The sequence below is a fragment of the Mesorhizobium sp. KACC 23794 genome (assembly GCF_052180275.1).
In the GTDB taxonomy this organism is placed as follows: domain Bacteria; phylum Pseudomonadota; class Alphaproteobacteria; order Rhizobiales; family Rhizobiaceae; genus Kumtagia.
The window spans coordinates 2,997,181-3,023,281 of sequence record NZ_CP197465.1; the positions used below are offsets into that span (position 1 = coordinate 2,997,181).

33 protein-coding genes are annotated in these 26,101 nt (G+C 62.5%); 22 read left to right on the forward strand and 11 right to left on the reverse strand.

The annotated features are described in order from the left end of the window. Positions 1 to 38: 38 nt before the first annotated feature. Positions 39 to 4,103 carry an AsmA protein gene (locus ACSBOB_RS14660; protein ID WP_442583119.1) on the forward strand — a complete coding sequence of 1,355 codons (4,065 nt, stop codon included), beginning with the start codon at positions 39 to 41 and terminating at the stop codon, positions 4,101 to 4,103. Between the two features lie 12 nt (positions 4,104 to 4,115). Here ACSBOB_RS14660 and ACSBOB_RS14665 read toward each other — a convergent pair whose 3' ends face one another. The 4 genes from ACSBOB_RS14665 to ACSBOB_RS14680 form a co-directional block, all read right to left on the reverse strand. Then, positions 4,116 to 4,343, reverse strand: a complete 228-nt coding sequence (locus ACSBOB_RS14665) for a ribbon-helix-helix domain-containing protein (RefSeq protein ID WP_442583736.1) — start codon at positions 4,341 to 4,343, stop codon at positions 4,116 to 4,118. Positions 4,344 to 4,377: 34 nt separating this feature from the next. After that, positions 4,378 to 4,578: a DUF4169 family protein gene (locus ACSBOB_RS14670; protein ID WP_442583120.1), complete on the reverse strand. Its 201-nt coding sequence runs from the start codon at positions 4,576 to 4,578 to the stop codon at positions 4,378 to 4,380. Positions 4,579 to 4,596: 18 nt separating this feature from the next. Continuing rightward, complete coding sequence (locus ACSBOB_RS14675; RefSeq protein WP_442583121.1) at positions 4,597 to 5,145, reverse strand: SspB family protein; 549 nt, start codon at positions 5,143 to 5,145, stop codon at positions 4,597 to 4,599. Between the two features lie 83 nt (positions 5,146 to 5,228). Beyond that, positions 5,229 to 5,876, reverse strand: a complete 648-nt coding sequence (locus ACSBOB_RS14680) for a TetR/AcrR family transcriptional regulator (protein WP_442583122.1) — start codon at positions 5,874 to 5,876, stop codon at positions 5,229 to 5,231. A 147-nt stretch (positions 5,877 to 6,023) separates the two neighbouring features. On the opposite strand from ACSBOB_RS14680, the gene ACSBOB_RS14685 reads away from it, so the two are divergent. After that, complete coding sequence (locus tag ACSBOB_RS14685) at positions 6,024 to 7,238, forward strand: multidrug effflux MFS transporter (RefSeq protein WP_442583123.1); 1,215 nt, start codon at positions 6,024 to 6,026, stop codon at positions 7,236 to 7,238. 21 nt (positions 7,239 to 7,259) lie between these two features. Here ACSBOB_RS14685 and ACSBOB_RS14690 read toward each other — a convergent pair whose 3' ends face one another. Then, positions 7,260 to 7,820, reverse strand: coding sequence for an AAA family ATPase (locus ACSBOB_RS14690; RefSeq protein ID WP_442583124.1), 561 nt, complete (start codon positions 7,818 to 7,820; stop codon positions 7,260 to 7,262). 278 nt (positions 7,821 to 8,098) lie between these two features. Here ACSBOB_RS14690 and ACSBOB_RS14695 point away from each other — a divergent pair, with 278 nt between their 5' ends. The 15 genes from ACSBOB_RS14695 (at position 8,099) to ACSBOB_RS14765 (ending at position 19,315) form a co-directional block, all read left to right on the forward strand. After that, positions 8,099 to 8,425 carry a hypothetical protein gene (locus tag ACSBOB_RS14695; RefSeq protein WP_442583125.1) on the forward strand — a complete coding sequence of 109 codons (327 nt, stop codon included), beginning with the start codon at positions 8,099 to 8,101 and terminating at the stop codon, positions 8,423 to 8,425. Then, positions 8,425 to 9,324 carry a hypothetical protein gene (locus ACSBOB_RS14700; RefSeq protein WP_442583126.1) on the forward strand — a complete coding sequence of 300 codons (900 nt, stop codon included), beginning with the start codon at positions 8,425 to 8,427 and terminating at the stop codon, positions 9,322 to 9,324. The genes ACSBOB_RS14695 and ACSBOB_RS14700 overlap by 1 nt, the downstream gene beginning before the upstream one ends. After that, complete coding sequence (locus ACSBOB_RS14705) at positions 9,324 to 9,686, forward strand: DUF6074 family protein (RefSeq protein ID WP_442583127.1); 363 nt, start codon at positions 9,324 to 9,326, stop codon at positions 9,684 to 9,686. Before ACSBOB_RS14700 ends, ACSBOB_RS14705 begins: the two co-directional genes overlap by 1 nt. Next, positions 9,683 to 9,847 carry a hypothetical protein gene (locus ACSBOB_RS14710; protein WP_442583128.1) on the forward strand — a complete coding sequence of 55 codons (165 nt, stop codon included), beginning with the start codon at positions 9,683 to 9,685 and terminating at the stop codon, positions 9,845 to 9,847. Before ACSBOB_RS14705 ends, ACSBOB_RS14710 begins: the two co-directional genes overlap by 4 nt. A 312-nt stretch (positions 9,848 to 10,159) precedes the next feature. Next, positions 10,160 to 10,645 carry a hypothetical protein gene (locus ACSBOB_RS14715; RefSeq protein WP_442583129.1) on the forward strand — a complete coding sequence of 162 codons (486 nt, stop codon included), beginning with the start codon at positions 10,160 to 10,162 and terminating at the stop codon, positions 10,643 to 10,645. A 7-nt stretch (positions 10,646 to 10,652) separates the two neighbouring features. Continuing rightward, entirely contained in the window at positions 10,653 to 11,009 is a 357-nt protein-coding gene (locus ACSBOB_RS14720) for a hypothetical protein (protein ID WP_442583130.1), read from the forward strand. A gap of 74 nt (positions 11,010 to 11,083) precedes the next feature. Then, positions 11,084 to 12,061, forward strand: a complete 978-nt coding sequence (locus tag ACSBOB_RS14725; protein WP_442583131.1) for a hypothetical protein — start codon at positions 11,084 to 11,086, stop codon at positions 12,059 to 12,061. A 5-nt stretch (positions 12,062 to 12,066) separates the two neighbouring features. Then, entirely contained in the window at positions 12,067 to 13,314 is a 1,248-nt protein-coding gene (locus ACSBOB_RS14730) for an HK97 family phage prohead protease (RefSeq protein ID WP_442583132.1), read from the forward strand. Then, positions 13,311 to 13,658, forward strand: coding sequence for a hypothetical protein (locus ACSBOB_RS14735; RefSeq protein WP_442583133.1), 348 nt, complete (start codon positions 13,311 to 13,313; stop codon positions 13,656 to 13,658). The genes ACSBOB_RS14730 and ACSBOB_RS14735 overlap by 4 nt, the downstream gene beginning before the upstream one ends. A gap of 100 nt (positions 13,659 to 13,758) precedes the next feature. Then, the gene (locus ACSBOB_RS14740) at positions 13,759 to 14,121 is read left to right on the forward strand and encodes a hypothetical protein (protein ID WP_442583134.1); all 363 of its coding nucleotides are present in this window, start codon (positions 13,759 to 13,761) and stop codon (positions 14,119 to 14,121) included. Continuing rightward, positions 14,122 to 15,366, forward strand: coding sequence for a hypothetical protein (locus ACSBOB_RS14745; protein WP_442583135.1), 1,245 nt, complete (start codon positions 14,122 to 14,124; stop codon positions 15,364 to 15,366). It begins immediately after the preceding gene. 18 nt (positions 15,367 to 15,384) lie between these two features. Then, the gene (locus tag ACSBOB_RS14750; protein WP_442583136.1) at positions 15,385 to 16,716 is read left to right on the forward strand and encodes a DNA circularization N-terminal domain-containing protein; all 1,332 of its coding nucleotides are present in this window, start codon (positions 15,385 to 15,387) and stop codon (positions 16,714 to 16,716) included. Between the two features lie 4 nt (positions 16,717 to 16,720). Continuing rightward, entirely contained in the window at positions 16,721 to 17,257 is a 537-nt protein-coding gene (locus ACSBOB_RS14755; RefSeq protein WP_442583137.1) for a hypothetical protein, read from the forward strand. Further along, positions 17,254 to 17,922: a DUF3102 domain-containing protein gene (locus tag ACSBOB_RS14760; protein WP_442583138.1), complete on the forward strand. Its 669-nt coding sequence runs from the start codon at positions 17,254 to 17,256 to the stop codon at positions 17,920 to 17,922. The genes ACSBOB_RS14755 and ACSBOB_RS14760 overlap by 4 nt, the downstream gene beginning before the upstream one ends. A gap of 49 nt (positions 17,923 to 17,971) precedes the next feature. After that, positions 17,972 to 19,315 carry a DUF2635 domain-containing protein gene (locus ACSBOB_RS14765; protein ID WP_442583139.1) on the forward strand — a complete coding sequence of 448 codons (1,344 nt, stop codon included), beginning with the start codon at positions 17,972 to 17,974 and terminating at the stop codon, positions 19,313 to 19,315. Positions 19,316 to 19,452: 137 nt separating this feature from the next. Here ACSBOB_RS14765 and ACSBOB_RS14770 read toward each other — a convergent pair whose 3' ends face one another. Both ACSBOB_RS14770 and ACSBOB_RS14775 read right to left on the reverse strand, forming a co-directional pair. Further along, positions 19,453 to 19,803: a hypothetical protein gene (locus ACSBOB_RS14770; protein WP_442583140.1), complete on the reverse strand. Its 351-nt coding sequence runs from the start codon at positions 19,801 to 19,803 to the stop codon at positions 19,453 to 19,455. A gap of 171 nt (positions 19,804 to 19,974) precedes the next feature. Beyond that, positions 19,975 to 20,187 carry a hypothetical protein gene (locus ACSBOB_RS14775; protein ID WP_442583141.1) on the reverse strand — a complete coding sequence of 71 codons (213 nt, stop codon included), beginning with the start codon at positions 20,185 to 20,187 and terminating at the stop codon, positions 19,975 to 19,977. An 87-nt stretch (positions 20,188 to 20,274) separates the two neighbouring features. On the opposite strand from ACSBOB_RS14775, the gene ACSBOB_RS14780 reads away from it, so the two are divergent. Then, positions 20,275 to 20,589 carry a Rha family transcriptional regulator gene (locus tag ACSBOB_RS14780; protein ID WP_442583142.1) on the forward strand — a complete coding sequence of 105 codons (315 nt, stop codon included), beginning with the start codon at positions 20,275 to 20,277 and terminating at the stop codon, positions 20,587 to 20,589. Between the two features lie 171 nt (positions 20,590 to 20,760). On the opposite strand, the gene ACSBOB_RS14785 is transcribed toward ACSBOB_RS14780, so the two are convergent. From ACSBOB_RS14785 to ACSBOB_RS14795, 3 genes are all read right to left on the reverse strand, one after another. After that, positions 20,761 to 21,375 carry a hypothetical protein gene (locus tag ACSBOB_RS14785; RefSeq protein ID WP_442583143.1) on the reverse strand — a complete coding sequence of 205 codons (615 nt, stop codon included), beginning with the start codon at positions 21,373 to 21,375 and terminating at the stop codon, positions 20,761 to 20,763. Between the two features lie 266 nt (positions 21,376 to 21,641). Beyond that, positions 21,642 to 21,854 carry a hypothetical protein gene (locus ACSBOB_RS14790; protein ID WP_442583144.1) on the reverse strand — a complete coding sequence of 71 codons (213 nt, stop codon included), beginning with the start codon at positions 21,852 to 21,854 and terminating at the stop codon, positions 21,642 to 21,644. Further along, the gene (locus ACSBOB_RS14795; RefSeq protein WP_442583145.1) at positions 21,839 to 22,387 is read right to left on the reverse strand and encodes a hypothetical protein; all 549 of its coding nucleotides are present in this window, start codon (positions 22,385 to 22,387) and stop codon (positions 21,839 to 21,841) included. Before ACSBOB_RS14795 ends, ACSBOB_RS14790 begins: the two co-directional genes overlap by 16 nt. Positions 22,388 to 22,931: 544 nt before the next feature. On the opposite strand from ACSBOB_RS14795, the gene ACSBOB_RS14800 reads away from it, so the two are divergent. Further along, a complete protein-coding gene (locus ACSBOB_RS14800) occupies positions 22,932 to 23,306 on the forward strand; it encodes a hypothetical protein (RefSeq protein ID WP_442583146.1) in 375 nt (124 codons plus the stop codon). A gap of 55 nt (positions 23,307 to 23,361) precedes the next feature. Here the strand turns inward: ACSBOB_RS14800 and ACSBOB_RS14805 are convergent, their stop codons facing one another. Then, positions 23,362 to 24,243: a DUF2806 domain-containing protein gene (locus ACSBOB_RS14805; RefSeq protein WP_442583147.1), complete on the reverse strand. Its 882-nt coding sequence runs from the start codon at positions 24,241 to 24,243 to the stop codon at positions 23,362 to 23,364. Between the two features lie 337 nt (positions 24,244 to 24,580). Here ACSBOB_RS14805 and ACSBOB_RS14810 point away from each other — a divergent pair, with 337 nt between their 5' ends. The 3 genes from ACSBOB_RS14810 to ACSBOB_RS14820 all read left to right on the forward strand — a co-directional run bounded on the left by ACSBOB_RS14810 (position 24,581) and on the right by ACSBOB_RS14820 (position 26,066). Further along, a complete protein-coding gene (locus ACSBOB_RS14810) occupies positions 24,581 to 24,772 on the forward strand; it encodes a hypothetical protein (protein WP_442583148.1) in 192 nt (63 codons plus the stop codon). Positions 24,773 to 24,913: 141 nt separating this feature from the next. Continuing rightward, a complete protein-coding gene (locus tag ACSBOB_RS14815; protein ID WP_442583149.1) occupies positions 24,914 to 25,114 on the forward strand; it encodes a helix-turn-helix transcriptional regulator in 201 nt (66 codons plus the stop codon). Next, positions 25,098 to 26,066 (forward strand): tyrosine-type recombinase/integrase, encoded by a 969-nt coding sequence (locus tag ACSBOB_RS14820; RefSeq protein WP_442583150.1) that lies wholly within the window; start codon positions 25,098 to 25,100, stop codon positions 26,064 to 26,066. Before ACSBOB_RS14815 ends, ACSBOB_RS14820 begins: the two co-directional genes overlap by 17 nt. Positions 26,067 to 26,101 lie beyond the last annotated feature (35 nt).

A 26,101-nucleotide genomic window follows, 5' to 3' on the forward strand; every position in this document is an offset into this window, starting at 1 on the left:
CGGGTAGAGTGCGGTCCCGCTTCCACGAATGAAAGGGTTTGATTCTGGCGCGGCTTTTCGTCTTCGTCGGTGGACTGATCGTACTGGCGCTGACCGTGGCGCTGGTGGCGCCGTATTTCATCGACTGGACGAATTACCGTGCTGACTTCGAGCGCGAGGCGAGCGCGGTTCTCGGCCGCAAGGTGGTGGTGCGCGGCGACGCCGAGGCCCGGCTGCTGCCGTTTCCCTCCGTGACGTTTTCCGATGTTGCGGTTGGCGGCGGCGTGCGGGGCGAACCGGCGATGACCATCGAGACGTTCTCGATGGATGCCGAGCTTGCGCCGTTCCTGCGCGGTGAGTTCCTGATCTTCGACATGCGCATCGTCAAGCCGAGGGGCATCGTCGACATTGCCGAGGACGGCACCGTCGACTGGGCGGTTCGCCCTTCAAGCCCGATACCCGCGTCGAAGATCGCGCTGGAAAAGCTGACGGTGACGGACGGACAGGTGGAAGTCCGCCACCGGCTGAGCGGCCGCACGCATCTCGTCACCGAGATCAACAGCGAGATGGCGGCCAAATCGCTGGCCGGCCCGTGGCGGGTGGAAGGAACGCTGAGGCTGGACGGGGCGCAGGCGGCGATCTCGGCAACCACGGGCGTTGCCAGCGGGGATGGCCGCATGCGCCTGCGTATCCGCGCGACGCCCACCGAGCAGCCGGTTTCGCTGGAGGCGGATGGCGAAGTGGCCCTCAATCCGGATGGACTGGTCTACGCGGGGTCGTTCAGGCTGGCCGAGTCGGCAGTCAGGACGGTTGGTGCGGAGACTGGTGGAACAGAGCCGGCTGCGCCCACGCAGGCGGAAGCGCCGGGCTACCGGCTTGCCGGCCAGTTTTCGGTGGACAGCCGCAAGCTCGACGTGCCGGCGTTCCGCTTCGAGACCGGGCCGCTCGACCGGCCCTACACAGCCGATGGAACGGCCAGCGTCGATTTCGGCGCCGAGCCGCGGTTTGCCATCAAGGCGAGCGGCGCGCAGATGCGTTTCGACGAGGCGCTGGGCGCGACCGAAGGATCCAGCCTGTCGCTCGAACAACGCATGAAAGCCTTCGAGGCGGCGATGCTCGGCCTGCCGAAGCCGACGATGCCGGGTTCCATCGAGGTCGACCTCCCTGCCGTGGTGGTCGGCGATACGACGATCCGCGATGTGAAGCTCGCGGCGGAGCCGGCCAAGGACGGCTGGACGATCAAGTCGATGGGCGCGACGCTGCCCGGCCGTACGACGCTGGAAGCCGACGGGCTGCTCAAGACAGACGGCGGTTTCGGCTTCAACGGCAGGCTGCTGCTGGCGGTCGCCCAGCCCTCCGGCTTTGCCGCCTGGGTCGCCAAGGACATAGACGAGGCGATCCGCCGGCTGCCGGCTGCCGGATTCAGCGCCAAGGTGGACATGACGGAACGGCGGCAACTGTTCCGCGACCTCGAACTGGTGCTCGGCGATGCGCGCTTCCGCGGCGAGATCGACAGCCGCCAGCCGGAGGGCGTCCGCCCCTCGGTGTTCATCAGGCTCGACGGCGACGCCATGGATGTCGACGGGCTTTCGGCCTTCGCCTCGCTGTTCGTCAGCGATGCCGGGCGAAATCGCTTCGCCGAATCCGACCTCGATTTCGACGTCAAGGCGGGTCCGGTTCGCGTGGCGGGGCTATCCGCCGAGACGGTCGATACGGCGCTGCGGCTGCGGCAGGGGCAATTGGAGATCGACCGGCTGTCGATCGGCGGGCTGGCCGGCGCGTCGATCAGCGCAACGGGCTCCATCAAGGATTTTCCGGACAATCCCACCGGCAATGTCGATGCATCCATCGTCGCGGTGGATCTTGCACCGCTGGCAAAACTCGCGGCTGAGAGTTTTCCCGAAAACTACCCCCTGCAGCAGCTTCAGCGGCGGGTTGTCGCATACCCGTCACTGCTTTCGGATGCGCGTTTCGATGTGGTCGCAAGTGCTGCCGCGAATGCCGACGGCACAAGCGGTATGGCGCTGAGCCTGCAAGGCAATGCCGGCGGCTCGGCGCTGTCGGCCAGCCTGTCGGGAAATGGCCGTCCAGCGGAGGCGCGCGATGCGCAATTGTCGCTGACGCTGTCGGCGCGCAACGAGGATTCGACGGCGCTGCTGGCATTGATCGGCCTGCCAACGCTCCCGCTTTCCAGCACAGGCGCCGGCGAGTTGACGCTGTCGGCCAAGGGCGTGCCGGCGACCGGCCTGGAAAGCGCGCTGGAACTGAAGGGCGACCGGTTCCTGGCTTCGTTCAACGGTATGACCGACCTCGACGATGACGGCTTTGCCGCGAAGGGCAAGGTCAGTGTCGAGGCGGGGGATATCGAGCCGTGGCTGACGACCTCTGGCGTCGTGCTGCCGGGCATGGGGCTGGGAACGGCGGCGGAATTCTCGGCGCAGACCGATCTGGGATCCGGCCTGCTGGTGCTGAGCGGCATCGACGGCGTCGTCAACGAGACGGCGGTGGCCGGCGATCTCAACGCGGAGTTCAAGGACGGCTTGCCCAATCTGAGCGGCGCGCTGGTGCTGGACGAATTGTCGCTCGATCCCTTCGCCGCGATGCTGGTGGGCGACGAGGCGCTGAAGAGCGGCGAGGGGGCGTGGCCGTCCGCGCCTTTCGTCGGGAAGGCCGTGCTGCCCTTCTCCGCGGCAGTGGACGTTTCGGCGGGAACGCTCACCGCCGGAAGCGCCACCGCCTACGACGCGACGCTGTCGCTCGGCATCGGCGCGGAAGGACTGCGGGTCGACGATCTCAAGGCGACCTATGACGGTGGCCAGTTGAGCGGCCGATTCGAGATCAAGAACAATGGCGGCAACGGCCTGGTTTCGGGGCAGATGCAGCTCGGCAACGCGGATCTGGCCACCAGCGGCCTGGCGGGAAAGGGCGATTTCTCGGCGAGTGTGTCGGGAAGCGGCAAATCGGTCGAGGCGATCGTGGCAGCACTTTCGGGTTCCGGCACCGCGTCGATCAAGGGGCTGCGCGTCGACGGCATCAATGGCGAAGCGTTGCCGGCGCTGCTGGCCGCGGCCGACAAGGTCGGGCGCGACATCGACGCCGCCAGGACAGCCGGTTTTGCGCCGGAAATCGCGGCGGCCGGCTCCTTTGCCGGTGGTGATGCGGATGTGGCGTTCACCATCGCCAACGGCGTGTTGCGCGCGCCGCCGGTGACGCTGCAAAGCCCGCCGGCGCAAGTTTCGGCGGAATTGCGTGCCGATCTCAACACGGGCGAGCTATCGCTGAACGGCACCGTGACCTATGCGGCGGGCGACGAGGCGCTTGCCGGGTCCGAACCCGCCTTGCGCTTCACGGCGCAAGGCCAGGCCGGCGCGGTCAGCATCACCTTCGACAGCGAGCCGCTGGCGCAGTTCCTGACGCAAAGGGCGCTGGAGCGAGAGCAGGCGCGGGTGGAGGCGATGCAGGCCGTGCTGCTGGAAAAGCAGAGGCTGCGCCGCGAGGTCCGCTACTATGCGGCGCTGGAGGCGGAGCGCAGCCGCATCGCCGCCGAGGCCTTGCGCAAGGCCGAGGAAGAAGCGCGGCGCAAAGTGCAGGAAGAGGCGCGGCTCAAGGCGGAAGAGGAGGAACGCCAGCGGCTGGCGGCCGAGGAAGCGAGGCGGCAGGCCGAAGAGGCGGCGCGGCGCCAGGCGGAGGAAGAGGCTCGCCTGAAAGCCGAAGAGGAAGCACGGCAGAGGGCGCAAGAGGATGCGCGACGGAAAGCGGAGGAAGACGCAAGGCTGAAGGCGGAGGCTGAAGAGCGGGAGCGGATCGCCGCCGAGCAGGCAGAACGTGAGCGGCAGGCCGCCGAGCGGGGCGAGCAGGACGGGCAGGCCGCCGAAAAGGCCGCGGCTTCCCGGCGCCAGACCGAGGAGGTCGTGCGCCGCAGGGCGTCGCAGGAAGCGCAGCAGGCCGACGAAGCTGCCCGCCGTGCCGCCGAGGAGAAACCCGCCAGGCCAGCCGCGCGGGAAGCCGAACAGGCGCCGCTGCCCGGCGTGCGCCAGGGCACCGAGATGGGCGACTATCCGCCGCCGGTGAAGCCGAAACCGTCGGCTTTCGAGAACATCATCCGCTCGCTGACGGGTGGCTGACGGGATCGTCCGTCATTTGCCGATCGTCCCGCGCTTCACCCAATCCAGGACGTAGACGCGGATCGCGGAAGAGAGATTGGCTTCGCGGGGCCGACCTTCGTCGATTTCCGCGATCAGCGCGGCGAGAGGCAACCCGCGGTCGCTGGCTATCCCGCAGAGTTCATCGAAGAAAGGCTGTTCGAGCGAATAGCTGGTGCGGTGGCCGCGGATCGAGACCGAGTGTTTGTGCACGAGGCTCATGGGGGTGGCCTGACGCCCCGACCGGTCGCCCGCATCATTCTTCAGCGTCGCCGGCGTGGCCAGCATCGCGGCGGTGCGCCTCGACATGATCGGAGAGGCGCGCGGCATCGGCGCGGTCCCGCTGCTTTTCCACCTTCGTGCGGCCGTGGCGGGCGCGGTTCTCGTCGGCAAGCTTCGCCTGATCGTCGCGCTGACGGCGTTTCCTGGCAATGCGAAGGTTGACGATCTCGCCCACGGCCGGGTGAGGACGGCGCTATTTCTTGCGGAAGGCGTCGAGCGAGACGACGTCGGCGCCCTTGCCTTCTTCGGTCACGGCGGCCGGCTTGGCGGGAGCCGGCTTTTCTTTTTCCTTTGGTTCCGCCTTCTTGGACGCGGCAACGGGAACCGGCTTTTTTTCGACGGCGACAGGACGCAGCGGTTCGGGCGCGGCAGGCGTGGCCGCCTCGGTCTTGACGTCGAACTCCAGCTCGAAATTGACCGACGGATCGTAGAAGCCGCGCACCGCGGAGAAGGGAATCTCCAGCTTTTCCGGCACGTCGGAGAAGGACAGGCCGATCTCGAAGCCGACATCGGTCACCTTGAGGTCCCAATACTGGAACTGGATGACGATGGTCATCTGCTCGGGGTAACGCTCGCGCAGCCGCGACGAGACGCGCACGCCGGGCGCGCCGGTCAGGAAGGTGATGAAGAAATGGTGGCTGCCAGGCAGGCCCGTGCGCGCAACCTCGGCCAGAACCTTGCGCATGACGCCGCGCAATGCCTCCTGGGCAAGGATGTCGTAACGGATGTGGTCTTCGGCCATCGCGCAGCGGGTTCCGAGTGAATCGACAACACTACCTCTAATGAAGGATAGGGCCGCCGTAAACGGATTATGCAGACGGACCCTCAGGCTCGCTTGCCATAAGCGCGGAGGAAGGTGCGGACCGCGTTCTTCGCCGAGGCGACGAGAAAATCGTCGTCCATGTCGTCGCCGAGCAGCATGGCGGTCTGCAAATCGGCATTGACCAGCGCCAGGAACTGGCGGGCGGCGAGGTCGGGATCGTCCAGGTCTAGATGGCCGGAAAGGGCGAGGCGGGCGAAGCGGGCGGCGAGTGCCGACCAGGTCTTTGCCGGGCCGTTGACGCGCCAGTCGGCGAACAGTTCGGGATAACGCTCGCCTTCCGACTGGATCAGCTTGCGCAGGAATTTTCCGTCGCGGTTGCAGATGCAGTTGCGGGTCAGGCGGACCGCGAAGGCTGTGAGATCGGCTTCCAGATCGGTAGGCTTGTCCGGAAAGGTGGCGAGTGTGTCGAAAATGTCGGCGTTGATGCGCTCCGTAACCTCGCGGACGACGGCCTGGAACAGTTTTTCCTTGTCGCCATGGTGGTTGTAGACGGTCTGGCGCGAGACGTTGGCCTGGACGGCGATCATGTCGATGTTGGTGCCGCCAAAGCCTTCGCGGCAGAAGACGCAGGCGGCCGCGTCGATGATCGACAGGCGCTTCTCGATATGGCCGCGCGGGCCGGCTATGTCAGGAGCGGTGACAGGTGGCATCGGAAATTTATGTACACCTGATTGACAATTTGGACAAGAGCGTCCAAAAATATCGACATTGTGCAGTGCGGGAGCTTTTGCCGAAGCTTCGCGTTGCCAGGCCGCCGCCATTCCGGATCCGCGGCCGCAGCAAAAGAGCCATACGTCATGCAAACGAATTACCTGCGTTACGCGATCGTGCTTGGGCTGGTTTCAGCCATCGGCCCGTTCGCGATCGACATGTACCTGCCGGCGTTGCCGTCGATCGGCGCCGATCTCGGCGCCAGCGACCTGGCCGTGCAGATGAGCCTTGTGGTCGTCTTCCTGTCCTTCGCCATCGGGCCGCTTCTGGTCGGGCCGCTGGCCGACATCTATGGCCGCAAGCCGATCCTCTATGGCGGCCTGGTGGTGTTCGCGCTGGCCAGCATCGGAGCGGCGCTTGCCCCAACGGTCGAATGGCTGATCTTCTTCCGCCTGGTGCAAGGGCTTGGCGCCAGCACCGGCATGGTGGTGCCGCGCGCCATCGTGCGCGACTTACACACCGGCCCGGAGGCGGCCAAGCTGATGTCGCTGCTGATGCTGGTGTTCAGCGTGTCGCCGATCCTTGCGCCGCTGACCGGCAGCTTCATCATCGACGCTTTCGGCTGGCGTGCCGTATTCTGGGCGGTGACGATCGCGGCCGTGCTTGGCTATTTCCTGATGGTCGCGGCCCTGGAAGAGACGCGCCCGGCCGAGATGCGCGGCGGCAGTTCGTTCTCCGCCGCCTGGGCCGGCTACAAGAAGCTCTCGGTCGACCGCAGCTTCCTCGGCCTTGTGCTCATCGGCGGCTTTGGCATCGCCAGCTTCTTCGTCTACCTGGCCAATTCGTCCTTCGTGATCATCGACCACTATGGCATGTCGCCGTCGACCTACAGCCTGTTCTTCTCGGTGAACGCGGTATCGTTCTTCGCCGTATCCCAGCTCAGCGGCTGGCTGGCGCAGAAGTTCGGCCTGCGCCGCGTCGTTCGCATCGCGGTGTTCGGATACGCGGCCGTGATGATCGCCATGTATGCGGTGATGGCGACGGGCATTGAGTCGCTCGCCTTCATGGCGGTCGCGCTGTTCTTCGGCTACGGATTCCTCGGGCTGGTCATTCCCACCACCTCGGTGCTGGCGATGGAAGACCATGGCGAGATCGCGGGAACGGCGTCGGCGCTCATGGGCACGCTGCACATGATCACCGGCGTCGCCGCCATGACGGTGACGGGATTTTTCGCCAACGGCCTGCCGATGCCGATGATCACCGGCATTGCCGCCTGCGCGGTTATTGCGCTGGTTTTGTCCATGCTGACGCTCGGTTCTCGGCGCGGTCGAAGCGACATGGAGGTCGCGCCGGCCGAATGAATGAGGGCTTGATGAGTGGGACTATCCCGAGGGCGCCGCGAGCGCCCTCGATTTTATGAAGGCCAGCCTGTCGGCAATCGGCGCGCGCGGCACTTCCACCAGATCGTAGCCGCAGGCGGTGTAGACCGCGGCTACCGCTTCGAAGGTTCGTACCGCCTCGGCAAAATCCTGCTTGCGCTCGGTGTCGTTGCCGTAGATTTCCAGCCACGGCGGCAGGATGAAGACGGTCCCGTTGTAGCGAAATTTTTCCGCGGCGCGGCGGAAATGATCGGGAACGGGCAGGCCGCAGAGGTTCAAGTAGCCGATGCAATCGGGTACGCCACGGTCGAAGAAGACCGTGCCGGTGGTAGCGAGCGCCTGGTTCCACGAGCGCATTTCCCAGGCCAGCATCAGTTCGGCGAAGAGTTTTTTATCCGCCCAATGCAGTGCGCCGCCGCCGATAGTGACCTGGTCGCGGATGATGCCGCGCCCGGCTTCCTCGGTGACCGCGAAACCTTCGGCGCGCGATGCATCGATCGGCGTGGTCTTGCCGGAACCGGGTCCGCCGGTGAACACGAAGAAACGGTCGGTGTTTGCCGACATGCGATAATCCTTTCGTTGAGTTGTGGCCGAGGCACTGCTGAAGTTGAAATGCCGGTAGGGCAGAGGGCATTTTCCCGCGGACAGCGGCAATGAAACCCCGGAAGCGATTTTTCGCGGTTCCAGCGTTCGTGAAACTTTGGAAGGGAAAAGTGGAGGTTTCTATCCAATGGACCGTTTCCGCTGAATAATCAAGGGCATGCGTTTTTCAGCGCATGCCCGAAAAAGCACGAACGGGACCAGAACAAACCGGCCTGCTGTAAAACAGTGGGAGCGATAGCATGAGCGCCCCCGACCAGATGCGAGAGGAGTTTGCGAACATAAAACGCCAGGGCGAAGAGGTAGAACGTGGCGTCGAACGAACCGAAGAATCTATCGACCGAGGCGCCCGCAGAACCAGACACCGATTCCGTCTGACCATACCCGGCGCGTCCGACGAGGTCCCTGCATCCCCCGACCTCACCGCCGCTGCTGACTGGCTTCGCGATACACCGAGATCGCAGCGCGGTCCGGCCGTTCCGGAGCTTCAGCGCCGGTTCGGTCTTTCTGCCGTCATGGCGGTCGAGATCATCAGGGCGCGAAACCTCGAGCTCGCGAGGGCGCATTGATGGCCGCCCCAAAATTGGAAAGCCGCGCGTCGCTGGCAGGCGACGGCGCGGCTGATATGGAAGCATTTCAAGTTGAATTGATATCACCGCCACGTGCCGGCGCGCAATCGCATAGGCGCCCTTGGGAGGCCACAGGCGAGCGGAAAAAGCGCGCCGTCTCGACCGCAAAGCCGGTGCCGATGCGCTGGCCCAAAGACCGATCAAGGTACGCGCTCGCCGACCTATGGTTCTTCGTCGCCGCGCAGATAGCCGAGACGAAAAATCACTTTCGGCTGCTGCTCGCACTTACCAAGGCAATCCGCCGCGATAGCGGGACAACCACAGACGGCAACGAAACGCTTGCGAGATGGGCAGGCAACATGGATCCGACAGAAGCCAGCAAGGCAGTGTCGTTTCTCGCGAGCCAAGGTCTCGTGATTGTCGAGATCGGCTTCGCCGGAGATGGCAACGGCAAGCTGCGGAAGTCGAGAACGATCCGGCTCGCGATGCCCGATCCATTCCCCGAGGGGGTGTCCATCGACCTCCCGTACGCTCAACCAAGCGGAAATCAAGTTGTGTCACGTGCCCAAGTTGATGACGAAATCCAAGGTCGAAAAACACCGGATTCATCTTGGGCACGTGTTCCGGATGCCGTGCCACGTGCCCAAATATCTATGAAGGCTGCCGCCTCTGCCGTGATTCAATCACCTCCGCTTGCACCCAGCGTCGAGGATGTGGCGTCCAACTCTTACGCTGCCGCCAAAACTGGCGAGGCAGCGCCCGTCGGGAACGTCGGATCAGCGGCGGGCGAAGTAGCGAAACAATCCTTCGAACATGCGCTCGGAGACGGGGGCCCGAAAAGGCCCCCTCCAGTCGACTCGCCCTCATCGTCCGCCGCCACGAAGCCGGAGTGGTTGTGATGCGCCAGCTCGAGCTCGACTTCGAAGCAATACTAGGTGTCGTTCATCTCGCGCCCTACATTGAACGCCGGAGACCGATGAAGCGGTGCGCCAGTGGCCAGGTCACGGCTTCGATATCCGCGTTCCCCCCGTCAAGGCAGCGCTCTACGATAAAGGGTGTAGTGCTGGGGCTCCAGCGCTTTCGAGGCAAGAGGCGCGTCGCCTACTGGAACGGGCAGATTGACCTGTTGCGTGACCAACTGCGTCTTGCCGCAATGTCGGATTCAGAGATCCGACGCGAACTGCTCGCCTTTCGTGCTGCCGTCGAGCAAGCGATCAATCCCGACCAGCAGGCCGATCCGCAGATGGACGGTGCGGCATGATCGACGCCTCGGCGCCCCTTCGCTGTCCGGCCGCCCATGCGGCCTACCGTCGTCATCGCCGACGGCAGGCGTTGCGACGCGCCGCCCTCGTCGGTCGGGATGTCATGGCCGTCGTCGGCGCGGTCGCCGTCATCATGCTCGTTGCGGGGCTCGTGTTGTGACCTCGATGCGAAGCGAAGTGGGAATCGCCCCAGCCAGAAAATGCGCGACCAACGCCCCGCGAATAACCCGCATTCAGCCTTGGCCGGGGAGGACTCAGCGAGGTCGGCGCCCACAATACAACCGGCGCGAGCGCTATCTGACGCAGCCCTCAAATCGCTCACAAATACCTGAAATCATTGGGGTTTTGGGTGGGATGGGGCCTTTGGGTCCTTCCCAGAGGGGTGCCCGGCGCGGGTTATTCGCGCGGCACCGTTTGAGCGTTTTTCGGGTTTTTGAGTTTCGTACCACCACAACTAGGGGAAGAACGTATTATGGCTGAAAAGCTATTCACACTCAATGGGTTAGCGGAGAAGCTGGGGCGCGACCGTCGTACAGTCACCGCCGCTTTACGCGGCGTGACACCTGATGGGCGTGCTGGGCGCTACGACGGATGGAGCCTCGCAACAGCATGGCGCCACCTGGACAAGGTCTCTCGCAACTCGGAACGGTCTGAAACGAAGCACGCTGACCTGATATTCGATAGGCTGGACGCCTGGCCTGAGATCTACGGCGATGACGACAAGGACGAGATGCTGTTCGATTTCGATGTGGCCGCTCCGCTGATGCGCCTCGATTCGGAGCAACTTTTGCTCTGCCTGCGCGCCGGCATGCCATACGCGCAACGGGGTCATTTTGGCACCGGGAAAGGCTTTACGATCAGGATCGCGTGGGCCATCGAATGGATGACAATGACAGCCGCCTCTCTCAAGAGAGAGGGCAGTTTCCAGCTCTTGGAGAAGCTCGGTTTAGCGCAATAACCGCGCCGTGACCTCGCCCATCGCCCTCGCTAAGATCATCGCGGCTGTCGCGACGGATGCCGACACCGACGACCTGGCGGCCGTCCGACGTATCGTCGACGAAGAGTTGCAGCGGCGGCAATCGGGCGGTCGAGTGGTGATCGAACATCCACCGTCGATCAGTGCCCGCCCTGACCGTCTGATAACCATCAAAGAGGCAGCATCGATCGCGCGGAAGACGGCCGGCACCGTCAACATGTGGTGCGCAACCTATGGGAAGGATCATGCTTTCGCTTCGAAGATCAACGGCCGGGGAAGCTGGCTGATCTCAGAAAGCGCCTTTCGAAACTATCTCGCAGGCCGGTCGAACCATAAAAAATCGTAGGAAATCCGAGAATTTCCGAAATGGCCTTTTGACGTTCAATCGCTCACCCTTTTCAGCAGATGAAGGGAAGGCCGATGGACCTGAAGGACATTCTCGGATTTTTGCGCAAGCCGAAGCCGAAGCTTGCCGAGCTTCGCGACCGTGCGGCCGCGTTGCCGTCCGAGATCGATACCGCCGAGCGCGCTGCCGATGCCTTGGAGCGGCGCCGCCGGGACATGCTGCTGACGGCGACCGACGCCGAACTTTCCACCATCGATGCCGACATTGCCGCTGCCAATCGCGGTATCGAACGGCTGTTCGCGGTCAAAGATGCGCTCGCGGAAAAGCTGGCCGCGGCGGAGGCCGAAGACGCCGAAACTCAGAGGAAGCGGAAATACGAGGCCGCGTTGGCTGCACATGCCGAAGGTCTCACCGCCCTGCGCGACTACGTCCCCGCGGCCCAAACGATTATCGATGTCATCCGCCGGATTGCCGCCGCCGAGCGCATCATCGCCGCTGCCAACAGCGATTTGCCGACCGGCTCGGCCAAGATCGAATCGCCAGAACAGACGGCACGCGGCATCCCCGGCACGTCGACCATCGAACTGTCGCGGAAGCCGCAGGCGTGGGCATGGCACTACGCAGGCACCAACGAACAATGGGGATTTGTCGACGAGGGCCTTCTCGCAACCTGCCCTGTACAGGAGGAGAACGGCCGACACTACATCGAAACCCGCGTTCACAGCAACTACACCCAGTTGAATAAGTACTTGGTCGAGAAAAGACGCCGGATCGAAATTCGAACGCAACTCGGTCTCTCGCCCCATCTGCCAATTCCCTTGGCCGGCTCCGTAACTTTGCCGGGCTTCGCGCCCGGTGCCGATGATCTATGGCGGCCGGTCGGCAGCATCGGCGGCCTCTACGGAGAACTCGGCAGCGGTGCGGATACCGTTCTGGCGCAGGTCGAGGCGCTTGCGGAAGCCTCGCGCCGCCGTCCGAAGGATCCCCGCGGCGAGCTGGTGGTAAACGTCACCCACGAGATCGAGGCCCGCAACAGCGGCGCGGTGGAGTAGCCCAGATGTGGCGTTCCATCCAATTTCCAGTGGGCCAGGCTATTCCCGAAACCGACCGCTTTCGTGAGATTTCGCTGCATGAGGCCGCGCATGCAGTCATCGGCCACGTTAACGGCCAAAGTGTTGAACGCATTGTTGTCGGGAGCGACAGGACCGGAATCCCCGACTTCGATGGGTTCTCAGAGCTTGGACCGCGCCACGATGCTCATACCTACGCCGAGCGCAGGACTGGACTGATCAGAGATATATCCGTCCATCTCGCCGGGCCGCTGGCAAGCGCAACGGTGGTCGATCCGAAACGCGCTCTGGATGGCGGGCGATACGACGTAAAGAACATCGTCCTGGATCTCGAGGGCCTGCGCCTCATCAACAACCTCAGCGCGCTAGAATCTGTAATCCGTATGTCGATTGCGACAACCCGCGCAGAACTCAAGTATCGCTGGAACTACATAGAACGTCTGGCAGCGGAGCTTTTGCGCGTTCGCGACATGCGGGGCGCTGCAATCCTGCCTTTCCTTCCCGCTGAACGCTACTCGCATGTAATAACACCCTTGGCGGCTCGGAATGTTGAAACCCGAAAGGCTCCAGCCGAACTACCGATGCAGCACCGGCTGGCCCCCCTGACCGAGGTTGCGACATCGAATCGGACGTTTAATCTCGTGTTTTCGACGGGTGCGAAGGTCCGCCGCCGCAAGTGGGTTGGCTGGGACACGGTCGTCCCGTTCGATGAAACGCTGCTTGTCAGCAAGGACGCCGTCGACCTCTCGCGCATGAACGCCGGTGCACCGGTGCTTGATAGCCACAACCTCTATTCCACGGCGGCGCAGTTGGCTGTAGTTGATCGCGCCTGGATTAACGGCAGTGAGGCTTGGGCCACTGTCCGCTTCCCATCGGCCGGCGTCGATAAGGCCGCAGATCGCGTTTTCAACCTAGTTGCCGAGCGCATCATCAAGAACGTGTCGGTCGGTTATAGCATCGACCAGGTCCGCATCGTCGAGGCGCAGAACAAGGGTCAAGTCGAGCAACACATCGTGGAGCGCTGGACGCCTTACGAGGTGTCTTTCGTGACCGTGCCGGCCGACGCGGAAGCTCAGGTCAGGTCGGCGGAGGCGCAATTCCCTATCGCCGTAAGGGTCGCGCCGGAACCGATGCATGAGCCGCCCGCAGTCAGCTACAGCGCTGCCGATATTGGTCTCGCCGGCATCACTGTCGAGACCGTGCTCCTGCATGAACTGCAGAAGGCCCGGAAATGACGACTTCACTCGAATCCCGTATTTCCTATACCGTCTCGCTCGCCGCGACGCTCGACTTCGCGTACCGTGCACTGCATCAGCCCGACGCTGACGAAATCAAGGTCGTTGAGGCGATGATCGCATCCGCCGCGCTTTTCAAAGAATGGCGCGCGGTGGCCGACATCGATCCCGCAACGACGGATGCCCGGCGCCGCGATATCGATCGCCTGGCAGGTCAAAGTGCCGAGCAGATCATCACCATGGCATTGCATATCGCCGCGGCGACCCGCGGCTTGCAGGTCGACCTTATGGTGACGCAGACGCTCACCCATCTCGACCGCCGCAATTGCGGTTCTGTCCAATGAAAGATTCGGCGGTTTCCATGCCCGCCGATGTAGCGCGCTCCTCGCGCGCTTGGCGTCGCCGCTGCCGGCGCGGCGGCGGCGCCTACCTTACGGTGAGCCCATGAACGCGCTCGCCGGCCTGCCCGCCCTCGCAACCCACAATCGACGCGCCGCCCGTGTCAAGCTGCGGCTCGATGCCTTTCACGCGCTGTTCGACCGCGCCATGCTGATCACCTCGACGCCGGCCGATGTCGACGCCGCTCTTCGTGCCGGACGGCGCGCATTCAACGTCTGGCGGCAAGCCGACCGACTGCACCCGTGTCCGGATCCTGACAGTGCCGCCATCATCGACAGAGCGGCACGCGAGGCTGCGGAACTGCTGGGTCGGCGCCGTGTCGAGATCGCCGCCGCCGATCGCGGCGTCACTGTCAACCAAGTCATCGACGCCATCGAGCGCCGCCTTGAAATCAGAAGGATCAATTGAGTGGTCGGCAACTTCAATCCCAAGGATAACGATTTCTCAACTTCCATCCGGCCCGCCCACGTCAACACCGACGCCGGTGTTGAAAAGTGGGCGTCCAATGCTGGACCTGGCACCCGTATCCACGATCAGGATTGGAATAGCATCATTGCCCAATTCAGAAACGCCCGCGCCTACTTCAGCATAACGGACGTTGAAGGGGACGACACTCTTCTGCGGCAACTCCTGTTGCGCGCGATACAGCCCAGCAAGAATTACATTCTCAATCCGAGCTTCGATATCTGGCAGAGTGGGGTCACACAATCGGGTGCAGGCGTTGCAACATCGGCTTACGCCGCAGCCGACCTATGGAAGGTGCGAGGCGCGTCCGGCAGTACCTATTCTCGCCAGGCGGGTTTCTCCGGCTCGCGCTACTGCATGCGCGTCGGGGTCGATCCTGGCGCCAGCACCAACAGCGACGCGAGGCGTGTCGGGCAGGCGCTGCCACGCGAACTTGTTCTGCAGTTGGCCGGTAAGAAGGTTGTTCTCTCTGCCGATATCCGCGCCGGTGCTGATTTTTCGGGGACAAGTATCAGCGCCACGATCTCCACCGGCACCGCCAGCGGGGATGAGCAATTCGGGATGGATTTGGGCAGTAGTGTCGCGTTTGCAACGGGTGGCGTCAGTTCCGGCCAACTCGGCCCGAAGGTCATCAGTCCGACGGCCCAGCGCCACACGTTTGCACCTTACATCATCCCCGCCAACGCCACGCATCTCGCTATCAGATTTCTGTACGGCGCAGGCGTCGTGGGAACAGCTGGCGCCAACGACTATTTCGAGATCACGAACGTCAAGCTGGAAGTCGGGGACCTGGCGACGCCGTTCGAGGTGCCCGATCTCGCGGTACAGCGGGCGTGGGCGCTGCGATACTACCAACAGAGCCCGAACGCCGCGACCGCGCCGGCGCAAAACCTGGGCGCTGGTACCGGCGAATTCACTTTCCCCGCTCCCGTAGCTGGAGCGAACACCGAACGCGCGCCGCGCATCATATTCCCGGTCCCGATGCGAGGTACCCCGGCGGTCACCCTCTATAATCCCGCAGCTGCCAATGCCCAGGTTCGCGACCTCACGGCCGGCGCCGATTGCTCAGCGGCGGCGGCTTCGGCGATCACCGAGAAGGGTTTCGACCTCGCGTGCACCGGGAACGCCTCCACCGTCGTCGGCGGCAAGCTGGGTGTCCATTGGGCCGCCGACGCCAGGAACTTGTAGCTTTCGGAGTTCACACTAATGACCGCGTGTCGCGCCTGGCCGGATTTCATGAAGCCGGCATCCTTCAAGGGTGTAAATTTCGAGATCGAAAGTGACACCGTCTCCGGTGGACGCCGCGTTGTCACGCATGAATATCCGAGCCGAGAAAGCTGGGATAACGAGGACCTCGGGCGTCTGCACCAACGCGTAGCCGTCAATGGTTACGTCCATGGTGATGACTGTCACACTCAAGCTCAGAGGCTCATGGATAAATGTTCAGAACCAGGCGCTGGGTTTCTCGATCTATCGAGTCGCGGTGCCCATGGTATGTCCTACGCCCGTTGCTTGACCTGTCACTCGACCTTCGAGGCCGATGCGATGGGCCGCATCCTGATCGAGATGGACTTCGTTCTCGAAGCCCCGGGGCGCGGCGGGCTGGTTTCCGTGATCCTGCTGGCGGGATCCGTGCTCAACGCCAACGCGCTGGCGGAGCTAGCGCTGCAGGCTCTCTTTGGCCGCACGTTCGATTCTTTGATGCGGCGGTTTTCGCCGGTCTCCATAGTGCCCGCGGTAGCGCGGGACGCAGCGGCGGAGACGATCAGGCTTTCCGCCGCGGCATTGACGACGGTGCGTCGGTCGATCCGCTTCAAGAGCACCGCACAGGCGTCGAAGGCCGAACTCTTGATCAGGCAGATCGCTGCAGATGCCACGATGCTCGCCTATCAGGGCAATCGCGCCGATCTCGTCGCCAACAATCGGTTCGTTGCCGATCAGGAAGTCGCGGTATCCGGCTTCTCGGTGGCGGTCTCGGAGATATTTCGCGCCATCCAAGACGGCGCCGCCGACAAGGCGGAACTGGCGCGTGTTCTGGAGCCGTTGATCACCTTTGCGCCGCAGCCGATTACGTCGCCATATGATTGTCTTTCGGTGAGGGCCGAAAAGGCGCTGACGGCCGACGTCGCGGCGCTGGTCCGGCGCCTCGCCCTTCTGCACCGCTGCGAGGCCATGATCGGCATCACCTACGGTTCGCGTGCCGATGCCCTGGCCGCGCGGGAGGCGGTTGCGGGCGGCTTTTCGAATGAGTTGGCGACGCTCGACGATCCGGATGCTTCTGCCGGGATGATCAATGCACGGGATGCCGCCGTGACCTATCTCTCGCGCGTCGGCGCGGAGTTGCCGGAAACTGTCATCGTCAAGCTCGACGTTTCCATGCCGGCGGCGGTTCTGGCAACAGCCCTTTACAACGACGCTTCGCGGGACGTTGAACTCGTCACCCGAAACGCCGTTTCCCACCCCTTGTACATGCCGCTTGAAGTCGAGGCGATACGGCCCGGAGCCAAGAAGTCCGGAAGACGCTTGGGGTCACGGTGATCTGATGCCCCGCGCACGGAAAGGCCAGTGGGGTTGCGACATCCACAAGATCGCCCAGCAGTGCGGCGTTCACCTCGTCGAGCCCAAGGATTACCGGGCCGATGCTCACCGGCCGCCCGGCATGTGCGCTTCAAAGGGCACGCTCAAAGAGATCGGCATCGCCCACGGTGAGGCGCACCTCGCCCTCGTGCTGCGCCTCTTCACGGAAACCGGAAACGGCTTGGCGCTGTTCTCGGATGCCCTCAAGGCCGTGTCGGCCGTCGTGCTGTCCGGCCGTGTCGATGTCGACGGCGCGCTGTTCGAAGCGTTCGACCAGGTCAACCTGCTTGAGCTCCGCAAATGGGCCACGGCGCTCCGGTCCAAGGAAGCCCCGACGATCGCGCTGATGACCTCTGCACTGCTCTGGCGCTTGGCGCCGCCTGATAAACTCTTTCCGCGTATCGATCCGGAGGAAGCCGCACGGAAAGCCGAGAGATTGGCGATTTTGCGCAAGAGCCGTGCGAACAGCCGGAAGCGCCGCCTTGCACGTGAGGCAGCATGACGGATCCTCGCGTGAAGGCTCTCTGCGATGAATTCGATATCGAGGTGATCGACGGCCGTCGCTATCCCGAGCCCGGTCAGACGCGCGCGGTCACCACGATCTCGCGCATCATCAGCCGCCATGGGGAGGCCCATACGCGGCTCGTGCTGATGACCCTGGCCGAGGGCAAGGGCAACCAATGGCTGATCGACGAGGTGACGCTATGGTGCATCAGCGACCTGGTCCGCGCCTGTGCCGACATCGTCGAAGAACGCCCGTCCGACTTCCTCGATCTGATGGATCAAGTTCCGCTCGGTCCCTACCTGGCGATCACGAATGAGCTGCGCTCGGTCGTCCGCCCGCAGCGCGCCGCGCTGGTCGGAATGATTTACCTACATGTCCGCCGGCTCCGCGACGACAGCCTCACCGGCAAGGCGGCCGACTATCATAAGGCCAGCCGTACCAATGCCAGCGAGCGGGAGAAGGGCCGTCCGCCGTTCAGCCGTTGCTGGCGGACGCCGCAGGAGCGCATCGAGGTCGGCCGGCAGCTCATGGCGAAGAAAGCCGAGTTGCCGCGCGGCGAGTTCGCCCGCTGGCTGGAGGGGCAGGAGGGCATCGCGGCCAAGACTGCCCACAAATACATGAAATTGGCGCGGGAGGCCGGCGCCGGTGTCGGTCACAACTAATTTCGGGTGCTGGTCGATCGGCGTCCAGCGGTTCGGTGACGAGATCAGAATGACGCCCACCGACATCGAACCGTTCATTGGCCCGACGCTCGCCGGCTGGGCGGGCGAAACGACCTGCCTCTATCTGAGCAACATCCTGCAGAATCGCGATGATGCCCGGCTCTGCCGCGCCGTGCTGATGGGCGATAGCGGCAAGGCCTATGCCGGTGATGATCAGCTTTGCATCGACGTTGACCAGCTCGGCGCCACGGCCGACCTGATGGTCGCCCCGAAGGTGTATTGCGGTGATCTTGCGACCGTAGCGCTGACAGTTCGTGTTGCCCGCCGCGCGCCGCCGATGGCTCCCGATCTCACCGAAAGAGAGATGGTGCGCGTCGCGCCGGCCGCCGGCAAGTTGGTTCCCGATGAGGAGACCGGCGGCTTCTTTCCGCCAGAAGGTCGGACGGTCCCGCGGACACCTTACATCGAGCGCCGCCTGCAGGATGGCAGTCTGGTCATCGACGGTGCTCCCGATCTCGGCCTCGTCATCATGCCGATCGGCGATAGCATCACCTCATTCAGCGGTGCCGCCTGGCTCGACAAGCTGTTGCGCGAGCGCGGATATCGTCCCCGGTTCACCGGCACTTTGCAGGAATACAGTCTCGACATGGTCAGATTCGGCGGCCCCCTTGGTGAGGGGCGTCCGAGTTGGAAAGCCGGAGAAATCACGAATCACGTCACCGGCCGGCCGATCATCGGTGGACCTGGCGGCCCTACGACCGTCGCCAAGTTTTTCGCAAAGACATGGCCGCACTGGCCCCAAGAGGTGAATTCACTCGGTCGCGCGGCAAAGCCTTCGGACGACCCGGCCGACGTGGTCAACGGCCAGGTGCTCGACTTTGGCTTTTACTTTCAGCGCTTCGCCGAAGGCGCCACCGGCGTTCCGCCGGGGCGAGGCGTCGTGAAGCCGACCACATACCTCTGGGGGTTCGGGACGAACGAGATCAAAACCGGGACGGCCGAAGAAATCGAAGCCTTAGCCTACGCATCCGACGCCTATTTCTATCGCCGCGTCCGCGCCTTCGATCCGTCGGCGTCGATCATTCGGTGGATGCCGGGCACGTTCCGGGATCCTGTTCGCGACCAGATTTGGACCGGCAAGTACATCCCGCTGCTCAAGGGCGTCATGCGCGCCATCGCAGAGCGCAACGATGCCGGCATCACGCTTTGCCCGTCATGGGCATTCGCCGACCAGGGCGGGCTTGGCTACCCGTTGCGAGAGGCGACGCCGGACCCGATCACCGGCGTCCGGCGAACCGGTTCCAGCGGCGACGCACACCCGCAAGACAGGTTGCGCGAGGAGATGTTTAAGGCGGTGGCGGCGTACATCGTCACGGCACCCCGTGGTGCTTGACGCGGACATTTTGCGGACAAACTCGCCCCAAACTCAGGACAAACTCGCCCCGCGGCATGGAAAGGGCCGGGTCAATGCCCGGCCCCTCCGTGAGCCTCGCCGCCAGTCCATCCGTGGTCGACGAGGGATTGTCGGTGTCAGAGAAATAGCGCGTCGCGCTCATAACTCTTCATGAAATCGTCCAATGCCGGATTGGCGCGTGGCTCGATGCCGGGGAAGAAGACGCCGCCGCTCGGGCTGGTCAAGCCATAGCGTTCGTTGTTGTGTTCGACCGAGCGCTCCAACCACCCGCCTTCCTCTTCGCTCCCCGGCCGCCACGTCAACGCTGCGACGCGATCCCATACAGGGACGCCGTTGCGGGTGGCGCCGGCAATGTCGTCGAGAAATTCGTCATCGTGCAATAGGCGCTGCGCGTCGTCGATATCCAGCACACCTTTCACGATGATCGACGTGCCGCCTGTTTCCAGAACCATGCATGGAAAGCGCATCCGCGTTCCTCCGCTGTGACTTGGCGCAAGGTTAGCGCAAAACTGCGCGCGCGCAAGCGCCTCTCGGAAGACCCGATCTTGGCGGAAGGTATCCGTGTCATACGGATACCTTCGGTCGGCAACTCTGAGTTTTTCCGGACATCTTCCGGAGTTTCTCCGGAGATTTTCCGATCAAGCCGACAACTTGATGATTACGTGATCCCAAACCTCTTCGATACTGAAGGGATAACGGTGCGGAAGGAAGATTTCATAGTCGGGATTCTCTCGCAGGAAAGCTCTCACACTACGGTCGAACGCACGCACCCCATCGTCATCGCCGCGCGCCGGTTCCAGCGAGACACCTCCAGCGGCTGAAGCGACTTTGCAGTCAGGAATAACGATCACGCCGCTGCCTCCCCATCCGCGACAGCATCGCGCGGCGCGTGCCTATGTGCAAGCGGTTCGAGGTATGTCGCAATCCGCGACGGCGAGGTGTTCGCGACGAGCCAAGATGTGGCTCTGTCGTTTGGAAAGCAGCATGGTCATGTCCTTCGCGACATCGATAACTTGATCAAGCAGGAGCCGAACCTGCGTCTATCCAATTTTGGAGAGACGGTCGTCAGTCGCGAAAATCCGAGCGGCGGCGCACCAATCCAGTCACGCGCCTACGAGATGGACCGCGACGGCTTTGCGCTGCTCGCGATGGGCTTCACCAGCGCCAAGGTCTTTAACGGTCGGCTTCTACCAACGCGCGTCGGTTCAATTCGAATCCATCGATCTCTTCCCCCTCGGATCCCTGCACTATGACGCGGGGATATTCTCCTTGAGCTGCACGAAACCGGGTTAGAGCATCCCGTGGCGATTCCGTCGCGGCCACTGCATGCCGCTGCTCATCGCGCTGTATTCCTATGATATGGTACATCCAGTCCTCGTTTTGCAGGTTAAGAGCGATAGGCCCGCGACCATCACGAGGCCGGCCTATTGGCCTGCCCTCGTCTGTATGACAACGGTAATCGCCGATTCTCTCACATTCGCGATGGCCTGGTTGTAATATCGATCGACCAGGTGCGGCCTCATCTCCGCGATAGCGATGCTCTGAACCGCCTGCAAGATCTGGTCATGGCATAGGTCGATGGCTGCATTTGCGATGAAATATGCAGCATCTTGACCGCGAGAAAGCGATCGAGCGTTCGTGGCGATGCACTCGCGGACATCCGCGACGAGTTGATCCCGGCGCGGTGCCTCGGCGATGGCTCTTTCCTGAACGCGGCGAAAATCCTCTTCGGCTCGGGCTTCTGCATCCCGTTGTTGTGTCGCCCTTCCGAATCCGTCAATCGCGGACGTCAGTCCTTCCATGAAATTAAAGGCGCTTTCTGCCGCCTTCGTCCGGAGCTTCAACTCCTCATCATCGTGTTGGCGCTTTCGGCTGTTTGCCTCGTGCATCATGGCCCATTTGTCGGGACCGTCTGCCGTTGCAGCGATAGCGTCGGCGAGTTGCTGGTCGGTGAGGCCGGAGAACTTTGCGTCCTGTGCCGGCGCGATAGAAGTGATAGCGAGCGACATGCCCAGCAAAATCATGGAGAAACTGCGCATGCGATTTCCTCCGGGCGTGTATCAGCCCATAGTGAAGATCGCGCCGATCGAGAGCGCGCGCAAGCTCTGCATCTGCTAAGGCGTGGTGCCTGTATCCACAGCCTCGCTTTAGTACGGGCAGTCGGGATGAGCACGAAGGACACCTTCGCTGCGAACAGGCCGATTGCTGCGAATGTCGCGATTACCTGAGATAGGCAAGAGGCGGCGGGCTACGGTCCGCCGCCGCGTCGAGCAACAGTTGGTGGATGCCTTCCATCTGGCAGAATTCAAACACGGCCTCGTCGTCGTGCAGCTTCTGCGAGCAGATAGAACGACGGCACGCTTTCGCTCTGCCAGGTCACGTCCGCTTCGGCATCGTCCTGCTCTTCTACTTCGTCGACTTCGAGATCGGGATCTCCATCGATATCGTCCAGAACGGCGATAAGACGTTCAATCGCGTCCTCAATCAAAGGCCGGATGCCGATCAGTCGCTCGGCCATTGGACCAGCAACCTTCCTCCAAGAGCCTTCACGGCTTCATGGATGTGGACGGGGTTAACAGGTTTCCCGCGCCCAATTGTCTGGAAGGTTTTTCGGCGCCCGAGCGAACGGTCCAGGGTCGCAAGCGACATGTCAACATCGAATGCCCGCTGCCGAACCGCGTCGACGAGTTCGTCGCCAACCATCACGGGCCTGCGTTTGGCGACATGGATTCTTGTACGATTCAACTGACTGGTGACCTGCTTCAATGTTACGCCCAGCTCTCGAGCCATTTCCTGACGAGAAGCTCCGCTGGCAGCAAGACGACGCAGCCGCGATATCTCGGCCGCAGTCCAAATGTGCTGGTCGCGTTGGGGCACAAGTCCGAGTCGTTTTGCCATGTTCGTAATGGCGAGGCTGGACCGATGCTTTAGCGCGCTCCGGATGGCATCACTATCTGGCCAGTGGCTTCGGATGATTTCTGTCTCGGAATAGGTCCAACTGTTGTCACGCCGGATAATTCTGGCGCGGCGAGATGAAGTCGTGACTGTCATTGCACCAATCTCCAGTGAAACGCGTTCAGTACGCGCACTGAGACGACACACCGGATTTCCGCGAATCGCGATGCCGATTTTCCGAGAGTCCCGGTTTCCTCTGGGCTTATGCAAAGTGGAAAGGATTGCGGGGAAGTTTCAAGACTTCTCTTGGGGTGGGATACCTGCGGCGCCCATCGACAGCGCGCAAGCTTCCTCCCCGCGAGGGGAGCGCTTGACGATTCGACGGATTGGGAACATCGTGCCGAGCGGAGCCTGAGAACTCCCGCGAGTGGCCTTGCCGGGCCATTGGCACCCAGAGCGTCGGCAGGCGATCCTTGCCGGGATCAAGTACCGACGAAAAGTGACGCGCCCATGCCGTGGGCGTGACCGGCGTAGTTATGTCGGGAAGGCCGCGGCACCGCAAGAGAAATCTTGCGGAGATACAATAGCCTTCGGGTGAAGGCCACGGCGCAAAGTCTCTGGCTTTGTTCTCAGCTTCCCGGCGCCAGCGCTGCCCGCTGGCACCCGGCCCTGAGAAGCCGGTGAATCCAGAGAAACCACCATGACCCTCATCAACCGACGTTCCCTTATCGCCGGCTTTGCCGCCCTGCCTGCCACGGCAGCCCCAGGACGCGCGTTGCCCGCGCCGGAGGCTTCCTCCATCGTCGCCGAGCCGCGACGCGCGGCAGCGGGCACGCATGGCCTGCGCCCAGCCGATCGCTTGCTTCACCATTGGCGCCAGTTCGTAGCCGCGATGGCGGAGATCGATCCATCCGTTGAACGGTGGACCGTATGCGGCACCAGCTCTGCCGCCTATGTCAGGGGCATGCAGGCGCTTCGGGAGGATGTCGGTCACGGTCTCGGCGACGTCGACTGCACCGTGTACAGCGGCTGCCTGACGGCCGATGCGTTGTGGCGCGTCGAGGTCGAGGCATAGCAGCCTCGCCGAGATCGGCCCGCCGTCTTGGCGACGGGCGACTCGGCAGAACCGATCAAGGGATTCGTCGTTCCGGGGCCCCCCAAGTGCCATCGGGTTGACTGGGGTAAAGACGAACTTCTGACTTGGAAAATGCCTCGCATAATTTTCCGAAAAGCATATTAGCGTTGTTCGCCTCGTTACTATCTAAAATCGACGAGATAGCATACCCGGCGTCCGTCAGTAAGTATATTGCTATGGCTGGCTTTGCTTCTTTCTCGACTATTAAATCCTTACTGCCGCTTGGAATTGGTTCCTGTCCTTTCTTGACTGCCACGGCAGAACCACCCACAGGCCAAAACCAAAGTTCGTTCCCGCCGTTATCCTTCATCTCGACTGGAAAACGAATGTGACCAACAATCCCCGGATCGACAATTAAATCCGATGAAACAAGCTGCTTTAGATCATTGAATGAAATTTCCCCAGACAGCGCTTTTATAACCGTCGTATCCATCCGACTTTGGCAAACCCTTTCGAATATTTTCGCCGTTTTGGCATCAAGTTCGTCGATAACGCGCAGAACTTTACCCGAAAACGTGTTCGGCTTTCGAATTTCTGATGCCAAGACACGTCCCCACCTTTCACGAAGCTCGTCGGTTGATGCCTCTTGGGCATACCTTTCAAAACGATCCAGAAATACCTCGTCGACCTTCTCATTTACGGAAGGTTGTTCGGGGGTTGCAGGATTGACGCGTAGATCTTCAAGGGCAAAGTCTAGGATCGCATCTTTGTTTTGCTGTTGACGTATCAACCCCGGGAGAAAATTCTCCACTGCTCGAGCAGCCATTTCTGGGTCAGATTTCAATCGATCGATACCCAGATCAGCCAATGCGCCGATCAACTTTACCCGAGCATCTGATATGGCCTGAATCTCTGCGCTTTCGGCATCGATTGGCATCCGACGCCGGTCCGCCTTTGAGCCCCACAATCGATCCCATGCCGAAGCCGCTCGGGACTTCAAACTGACCGTCGCTCCTGAATCTGTCAGCTTAACTGACGCCGAAACTCCCCGATCGTCCGAGGCGCCACTATCGACACCCAAAGCGGTCTCCTATGTCGCGTTGAACGTCGTGCGAGTGTCGCAGGTAGCCCCCGGAAATCAAGCGGTGTGGGCACTTTACTCAACTGACAAAATGCCCCCGAAAATAGTCACGGATGAGCCTCGTTTGGGTGTACCCTTGTGCACTCTTTGTTGTGTAGATGGTTTGCCATCTCAGAGGATGGAGTTCAGTTTCGTGCGTGAGGTATATAAGCAAGTCCGCAATCAGAAGCGCGACACCGAGATGCGCATGGTGATCAAGTTGCCGGTCGCCGAAGTAGACCAACTCGACACCTGGGCAGCCGCGCAAGGTTTCTCCACCCGTAAAGCCGCACTGCGCCACCTGATCCGCGAAAAAACCGCGTCCGGAACTGCCGAGGTGGCATAGGTTTCCATGCCGCGCCGCACGCTATCGTCCACGCCACCTCTTGATCCTTCGGCCATCACATCCGGTCGCCCGGAGCCGAGGGAGTTCAAGCGCGGCCGCCTGGTTGGCGAGCGCCCCCCGTCGTACGTGTCGAAAGCAACCTTGGCGGCCGAACTGGATATCGGCGAATCGACGGTAGACGACTACGTCAAGCGGGGCGCCTTGCCAAAACCAATCCAGTTCGGTGGCGCGGTGCGCTGGGATTGGAAGCAAGTGGACGCCGCGCTCCGGTCTCTCGCTTCCCCCGAGACGGCGAACATCGATCTATTCATGGCTGGCATCGACAATGTCAAAGCGGAATAGGGCGTCGGTCTCTCTGCCGAAGGGCGTCCACCGTGTCATTTCACGGGGGCGGGAATATTTCTACTACCAGATCGGCAGGGGCACCGATCACGAAGGCGACCGGATAAAGCTCCCGAACGACCCGCGCTCGCCCGAGTTTTGGCAGGCAGTCCGGCAGGCACAAGGTCTCATTGGGCAGGTTCCGGCCGACACGATCGGCGCGCTCATTGACGCCTATGAGACTGCGTGGCCCGGGCTCCCTCGCAAGCTAACCGAAGGCACTCGGGAACAATATCGGCGCTCACTGAAGGTCGTTCGCACTGCCTGGGGCGATCTCCAGGCATCGAGCCTTAAACCGTCACACGTTCAAGCTCTGATTGAAAAGTTGGGAGCGAACACGCCCGGCAGCGCCAACAACGTCTTGGATGCGCTTCGGGCTATGTGCCGATGGGCCTGCGGTCCGCGCGAGTTGCTCGACCGGGATCCTACGCAGGGCGTTGTTCACTTCGACCGCGGCGAAGGGCACCGACCGTGGACACCTGAGCAACTGTCATATGCCGATGAACACCTGACAGGAATGCTGCGCCGAGCCTATGTGCTGGCGCGCTACACCGGGCAGAGGGCCAGCGATATCATTCGCCTTGGCTGGACCGACGTCGACGACGGTGGGTTTGGGCTTCGCCAGAAAAAGACCGGCGTCCGGCCGTGGTGCCCGATATTCCCGGAGCTCGATACCGAAATGTCGAAATGGGAAAGGAGACCAGGTCCGTTCCTTCTTCAGGACAATGGCCGTCCCTTCACAACCAACCAGCTGTGGAAGGTCTTCAACGCCGCGCGCGAAGAAACACCGCTCGACGGAGCTGTCTGGCATGGCTTGCGCGCCAATGCCGCAATCCGCCTCCGACAAGCCAATCACTCGATTGCCGCCATCTGTGACATGCTCGGGATGAGCCCTCCTATCGTTGAGCGCTAGTGACGCTACGCCGACCGCAAGGCGGCAGGGCAAGC